The organism is Streptomyces sp. NPDC031225 (assembly GCF_055570355.1).
Genome location: NZ_JBVIHJ010000022.1, coordinates 1 through 5,751 on the forward strand (window position 1 = coordinate 1; position 5,751 = coordinate 5,751).

Below are 5,751 nucleotides of genomic sequence, written 5' to 3' on the forward strand. Positions count from 1 at the left end.
CACTGCCTCCAACACCACACGCTGTTCGATGAATACACCGCCTACCCAACCGAACCTGCCGCCACAGCTTGACGAGATATGCGCCTGAGGTGTCTACATCCCCACCGACGAGGGCTGGCTCTATCTCGCGACCTGGCTGGACCTGGCCACCCGCGAGATCGTCGGCTACTCGATGGCCGACCACCACCGCGCCTCCCTGGTGGTCGACGCACTGACGATGGCCGCCGGACGTGGTCGGCTCCAGACCGGCTGCATCGTGCACCCGGACCGCGGAGCCGAGTACACCTCTGACGAACTCCGCCGGGAAATAAGCAGGTTGGGGCTGCGGCAGAGCATGGGCCGAACCGGCTCGTGCTACGACAATGCCGCCGCCGAGAGCTTCTTCGCGCTGCTGAAAGCGGAGATCGGCACCCGCCGCTGGCCCGACCGGACCACTGCCCGCGCTGAGATCTTCGCCTTCATCGAGACCTTCTACAACCGCAAGCGGCTGCGGAGGCATCCAATCTGGGGCTACCTCACCCCGCTGGAGACCCGGCAGCGACACGAGCAAGAACACGCCCTCGCAGCGTAAGCATCGAGTGTCCAGCATCACGGGGAAACTTCACGTGGGCGCGCAGGGGCTTGTTGATCGCCTGGATCGCCACCGGGGGCTGGGTGTCGTCGGTGGACCTTGGAGTGCGGGGGGGGCATCCGCCCTGCTTGGCGATGGCGATCTGGGCGTGGCCCTTGAGCCGCGCGGACGTCGCGAGCCCGTGGTGCGGGGAGTGTCCGGTGAACCGGATCTCGATTGCGGCGCGTTCGCCGGCGCGGGTGACGATGTCGCCGATGGACTTGGGCTGCAGCCCGCTCCCCATGACGGTGTGCCAGTGGTTGTGGAGGCGGCGCCAGGCGTAGCGGTCCGGGTGGGTGAGATCGGCGGCGTTCTTCCATGCGGTCCACGCGCGGACGGAGCAGGTGGAGGGGCGGCTGCTGTAGGGGACGGGCACGATGCGGGGGCGGACTGTGGAGGCGCGCAGGTCGGCGGTGAGTCCGCCGGGGGTATTGGCGTAGTCGCGGACGCGGCTGAAGGCGCCCTGGTTCTGCCCGCCTTGGCGACGGCTGTCCTGCGCCTGGATGTTGCTCTTCCTGGCGTTTCTTGCTTCCGGTCCCGTTGGTGATGGGGTTCGCGGTGATCGGTGGGAGAGGGTGGGGCGACCTGGGGGGTGTGGGTGGTCTGTGCACTCGTTTGGGCTAGGTGTTCTGTGGGTGTTGAGTGGTGGGTTCGTCGTGGTTGGTTGCGTGGTTGCCGGGGGATTTTTCGGGGCGCGTGGCGCATGGCGGTGTGTCGGGTGTGTCTGGTGTGAGCGGACGGGTCCTGTCGATGTGGCGTATCTGTGGGGGAGGTGGGTCGGTCTGTTGAGGAGGCGTTGTGGCGAGTGGGCGAGTGGCGATGTCGGTGGTGGTCGTGGGGTTGTTCCTGGGGGCACTGGTGCCGAGGGGAGTCGCCATGGCCGCCGAGCCCACTTCTGCCCCCGCATCCGTGGCGTGCACTGCCGGCACCGGTCCCTATCAGCAGGAACTGGAGGAGTATCTGAAGCTGCCCGTGGACGGGCGGCAGGCGTCCGGCGACTGTGAGGCGATCCGCGCCTTCCAGAGCCGCAACGCAGTGCGGCCTGCCGATGGTTACGCGGGCCTGGTGACCTACCGCACGATGCTCGTGGTTGAGGCCCGCCCCAACCCGAACGCCGCCGGGAAGTGCCCGGTGCGCACCTACCGCATCGCCTGTGTCGATCTGGCCCGGCAGCTGATGTGGGTGCAGACCGGGAGCCGGGTGGTGTACGCGCCCGTGCCCATCCGCTCTGGGCGCGACGGCTACGAGACCCGCACCGGCTGGTTCACCGTCTACTGGCGCGACCTCGACCACTACTCCGACCTGTACGACAACGCGCCCATGCCGTACTCCCAGTTCTTCAGCGACGGCCAGGCCTTCCACGGCAGCCCCGGTGATTTGTTCTCCGGCGGCTCGCACGGCTGTGTCAACCTGCGCCTCGATGATGCCCAGCGGCTGTGGAACACCCTGGCCGAGGACGACGCCGTGTACGTGTGGGGCGTGAAGCCGGGTACGGAACGCAAGGTGCCGCCCCGGCCGACCAAGCCCGAGGACCTGGTCACGCCAGCAGACGTGCCCCCAGATCCTCACCAGGAAGGGCACCCGGAAGGACGTACGCCACCGCCGAACCCCGGTGCTCGGTGAAGCGGCTCAGCTCGTCCGTCGCCGTCATCCGGTGCTGGACACGCGCGAACAGCGCCGGATCCCGCATGAAGGCGAGGAACAACAGGCCCCGGTCGTCCGGCCCGGAGTCGTAGCTGTAGCCCCGGCGCAGCATCCGCGCGCCGGCGTCCAGCCGGGGACTGGCCGCCCGTACATGGGACCCCAGCGGGATCACGTACCGGCCCTGCGGTGTCTTCGCGAAGATGTCCACGTCGTCGTGCTCGTGGTGGCGTCCCAGCGGCGCCCCGCTCGCCCGGTGCCGCCCGATGATCCGCTCCTGCCGCTGCGTACCGAGCTGCGCGAACCCGGCCACATCGATGTGGACACGGCGCACGACGAGGAACGTGGCGTCGTCGGACCACACCCAGCGCTCGCACTCCTCGGGTGACGGTTGCTCCGTGCCGTCCTTGAAGCCGATCAGGTTGCGCGGTGTCCGCCCGGCCGGGGTCGGCGGCAGGAACCCGGTCTGCCGCCAACGCGGACGCAGGGTGTCGCCCGCCAGCCGGGTCAGCGCGCTCGCGGCGGCCGTGGTGACGCGCGGATCGTCGGCGCAGAGCTGGACCAGCAGATCACTGCCGCCGTACGCGGGGTCGAGCCGGTCGTCGGGGAACGGCGGCAGTTCGCGCAGCGCGGGCGGCGCGGCGACGCGCAGGAGCCGGGGGAGGCGGGGACCGATCGCCACGGTTGCGGTGAGCCGGGACCTCGCGGCGCCGACGATCTCCGTGATGTCCTTCGCCTGTGCGGGACTTGGCGGCGGGCTTTCACCGTCGAGGGCCTGCGCCAGGGCCCGCGTCCACCACCCGAACACCTCTCGCAGGGCCCGCACGCCGCCCGCTGCCCGTAGCGTCGGGGCGAGGTCGTACGCCAGGACGAGCGCGGCCATCTGCTGAGGCGTCGTCACGCCGGCCTGGCGCGGGCCCCGGAAACCGAACGCCGGAGGGCCCGCGCCGGCGGGACGGGAACGTGCGTGGTCGGCGCATGCGCAGGTGGAGGCGGCGAGGGCTCCGAGGGCTGCGGCGCGGGTCAGAACGTCCCGGCGGGCGGGGGCCGACGCGCCGTCGGGCGTGGGAAAAGCGGCATGTGCTGTCATAAGAGTGAAAGGGACGATACATCTTCGATCGTGCCAAACATTCTTTTTACGCGAATCGGACGGACCGTGTCCCGGCGAACCATCGCCCGGGGCCTGCTCGTCGCCGTCTGTCTCCTCAGCGGCGCCAGTGCCTGTACGGCCTTTTCGCCCGAGGGCTCCGGCGGGGCCGCGCCGGCCTCGGTCGTGCGGGTGCCGCAGGACACCGACTCCCTTCAGGAGGCGGTCGACCGGGTCGGTGAGGGCGGTCTCGTCCTGGTGTCACCCGGCGTCTACCGGCAGAGCGTGACCGTCTCGAAGGCGCGGGTGGTGCTGCGCGGCCTCGACCGCTCCCGGGTGGTCGTCGACGGGGAGTTCGAGCGCGCCAACGGCATCACCGTGACCGGCGCGGGCTCCGTCGTGGAGAACCTGACCGTCCGCAATCACCTCGCCAACGGTCTCCTGTTCACCGGCGTCACCGACCAGGCCGCTCTGGAGGCGGGCCGTGCCGGCGGCTCGGCTTACGACCCCCTCGACACCGTGAAATTCCCCCCGCTGAAGGGCTTCCGGGCCTCCTACGTCACCGCGTACAACAATGCGCTGTACGGCATCTACGCCTTCGACGCCCGCAGCGGGATCATCGAGCGCTCCTACGCCTCCGGACACGCCGACTCCGGGATCTACGTCGGCCAGTGCCGGCCCTGCGACACGGTCGTGCGGCACAACACCGTCGAGCACAACGCGGTGGGCCTGGAAGTCACCAACGCCTCCGAACGCCTGTATCTGCTGGGCAACCGGGCGAGCCGCAACCGGGTCGGCCTGACCCTCAACTCCAACGACCTGGAGGCGCTCGGCCCGCAGCACGGCGCCGTCATCGCGGGCAACACGCTCACCGACAACAACGACGACGCCAGTCCCGAGCAGGCTGATGGCGGCTTCGGCATCGGCATCGGCGCGGGCGGCGGGCGCGCCAACGTCATCGAGCGCAACCTGATCAGCGGCAACAGGGCGGCCGGGGTGCTGCTGAGCGACGTACAGGGCTATCCGGCGCGCGCCAACACCGTGCGCGCCAACCGGGTCACCGCCAACGGCACCGATCTGGTCCTGGCCACCGGCACCCCGGCCGGCAACTGCTTCACCGGCAACGGGGAGTCGCTCACCAGCCCGGCGCGCCTGCCGCGCGAGACACACTGCGCAAAGGGCACCCGGGGCGCTGCACGGCAGGAGCCGGACACCGGGCTGGTCCGCGACCCCCTGGGCCGCCCGACCCCCGTCCAGGCACCCCCCGGCCTCTCCTTCCAGGACGTACCGGCACCGCCGAGCCAGCGGTCAATGCCGCAGGCCACTACGACTGCGGCACACCCGGCGGTAGACCTACCGGGCAAGGTGAGCTGGGGCGAGTTCAAGCTGCCGGGCGCGAAGGACGCCCTTTAGGGGCGCGAGGCTGTACCGATGTGCGGCTGCGCCGCGTGGGCGCGACAAGCCATAACCCACCCGCACCCGCCACTCACCGCTCTCTCCATGGCGCGCCCGGCAGAACAACCCCCCGCACCCGAACCCCACCCAGATCCATGGTGATCCTCCGGCCCCCACCGAGATCCACCCGAACACGCCGCATACCCCCCTGCTCGTCGATCCAGTACGACAACGGAGAACGCTCACCACGAGACCCGGCCGGCGACGCGGACGCGTTGGGCCGGGGCCGCGGCCCCGAGAAGACGTCATAGCGCCGACCGTCCACGCGCTCGTCGCGCAACCGCAACGGGCCCGACTGCGCGAGCAGCTGCGCGTTGTCGGGCCGGTCGGCGCCCAGCGACAGGGCCAGTTTCAGGGCGGTGTCGAGCGGCGCGGTGCCGAACGTGCGGCGTGTCCACGCCGTCGCCTTCAGGTGTCCCGCCGCGCGCAGCGCACCCTCGACGGGAGCCGTGGGGGACGCCCCGTCGGCGACCGCCAGCCCGCTCTGGTCCCAGGCGAGCAGTCCACCGTCCGGACGTCCGGCGCCTGTCACCTCGTACCACCCGACGGCCCGGTGTCTGCGATGGTCGACGACGGCGCGTACCACGGTGGTGCCGTCGCCCGACGGCGCGTGGACGGTGATCTCCGAGGGGCTGATCCGGTACGTGCGGAAGCGGGCCAGGGCCAGGCGCTGGGCCTCGTCGACGGAGAGGGGCCGGGGGCCGGAATCGCCGCCGCCGGTGAGCAGGAGGCCGGAGCAGGCCGCCGCCGCGGCAAGGGCGCCCACCGCCCACCAGGCCCGCCTCACCCTGCGCGTCCTCGGCGTCCTCGGCGTTCTGGGTGTCTTCTCGGTCGTGCCACTCGTGATGCGTCGCATGGGACGTCTCTACATGCGGACGGGGGGGGGGGGGGGGGGGGGGGGGGCGGAGGGCGGCGCCCCGCCCCGCCCCAGGTCGCGGGGTTGTTCTTCCCCCCCTAA

6 protein-coding genes are annotated in these 5,751 nt (G+C 71.0%); 3 read left to right on the top strand and 3 right to left on the bottom strand.

What is annotated here, in order from left to right:
• Window positions 1–97 precede the first annotated feature (97 nt).
• Window positions 98–571: a DDE-type integrase/transposase/recombinase gene (locus ACZ48Z_RS31745; protein ID WP_468739490.1), complete on the top strand. Its 474-nt coding sequence runs from the start codon at window positions 98–100 to the stop codon at window positions 569–571.
• On the opposite strand, the gene ACZ48Z_RS31750 is transcribed toward ACZ48Z_RS31745, so the two are convergent.
• Entirely contained in the window at window positions 516–986 is a 471-nt protein-coding gene (locus tag ACZ48Z_RS31750) for a site-specific integrase (RefSeq protein WP_468739331.1), read from the bottom strand. The two genes, ACZ48Z_RS31745 and ACZ48Z_RS31750, sit on opposite strands and share 56 nt — an antisense overlap.
• Before the next feature lie 422 nt (window positions 987–1,408).
• Here ACZ48Z_RS31750 and ACZ48Z_RS31755 point away from each other — a divergent pair, with 422 nt between their 5' ends.
• The gene (locus ACZ48Z_RS31755; RefSeq protein WP_468739332.1) at window positions 1,409–2,233 is read left to right on the top strand and encodes a L,D-transpeptidase family protein; all 825 of its coding nucleotides are present in this window, start codon (window positions 1,409–1,411) and stop codon (window positions 2,231–2,233) included.
• Here ACZ48Z_RS31755 and ACZ48Z_RS31760 read toward each other — a convergent pair.
• Window positions 2,148–3,341 (bottom strand): Dyp-type peroxidase, encoded by a 1,194-nt coding sequence (locus ACZ48Z_RS31760; protein WP_468739333.1) that lies wholly within the window; start codon window positions 3,339–3,341, stop codon window positions 2,148–2,150. The two genes, ACZ48Z_RS31755 and ACZ48Z_RS31760, sit on opposite strands and share 86 nt — an antisense overlap.
• A 66-nt stretch (window positions 3,342–3,407) precedes the next feature.
• On the opposite strand from ACZ48Z_RS31760, the gene ACZ48Z_RS31765 reads away from it, so the two are divergent.
• Window positions 3,408–4,751, top strand: coding sequence for a right-handed parallel beta-helix repeat-containing protein (locus ACZ48Z_RS31765; RefSeq protein WP_468739334.1), 1,344 nt, complete (start codon window positions 3,408–3,410; stop codon window positions 4,749–4,751).
• A 73-nt stretch (window positions 4,752–4,824) separates the two neighbouring features.
• On the opposite strand, the gene ACZ48Z_RS31770 is transcribed toward ACZ48Z_RS31765, so the two are convergent.
• Complete coding sequence (locus tag ACZ48Z_RS31770; RefSeq protein WP_468739335.1) at window positions 4,825–5,649, bottom strand: hypothetical protein; 825 nt, start codon at window positions 5,647–5,649, stop codon at window positions 4,825–4,827.
• Window positions 5,650–5,751: the final 102 nt, after the last annotated feature.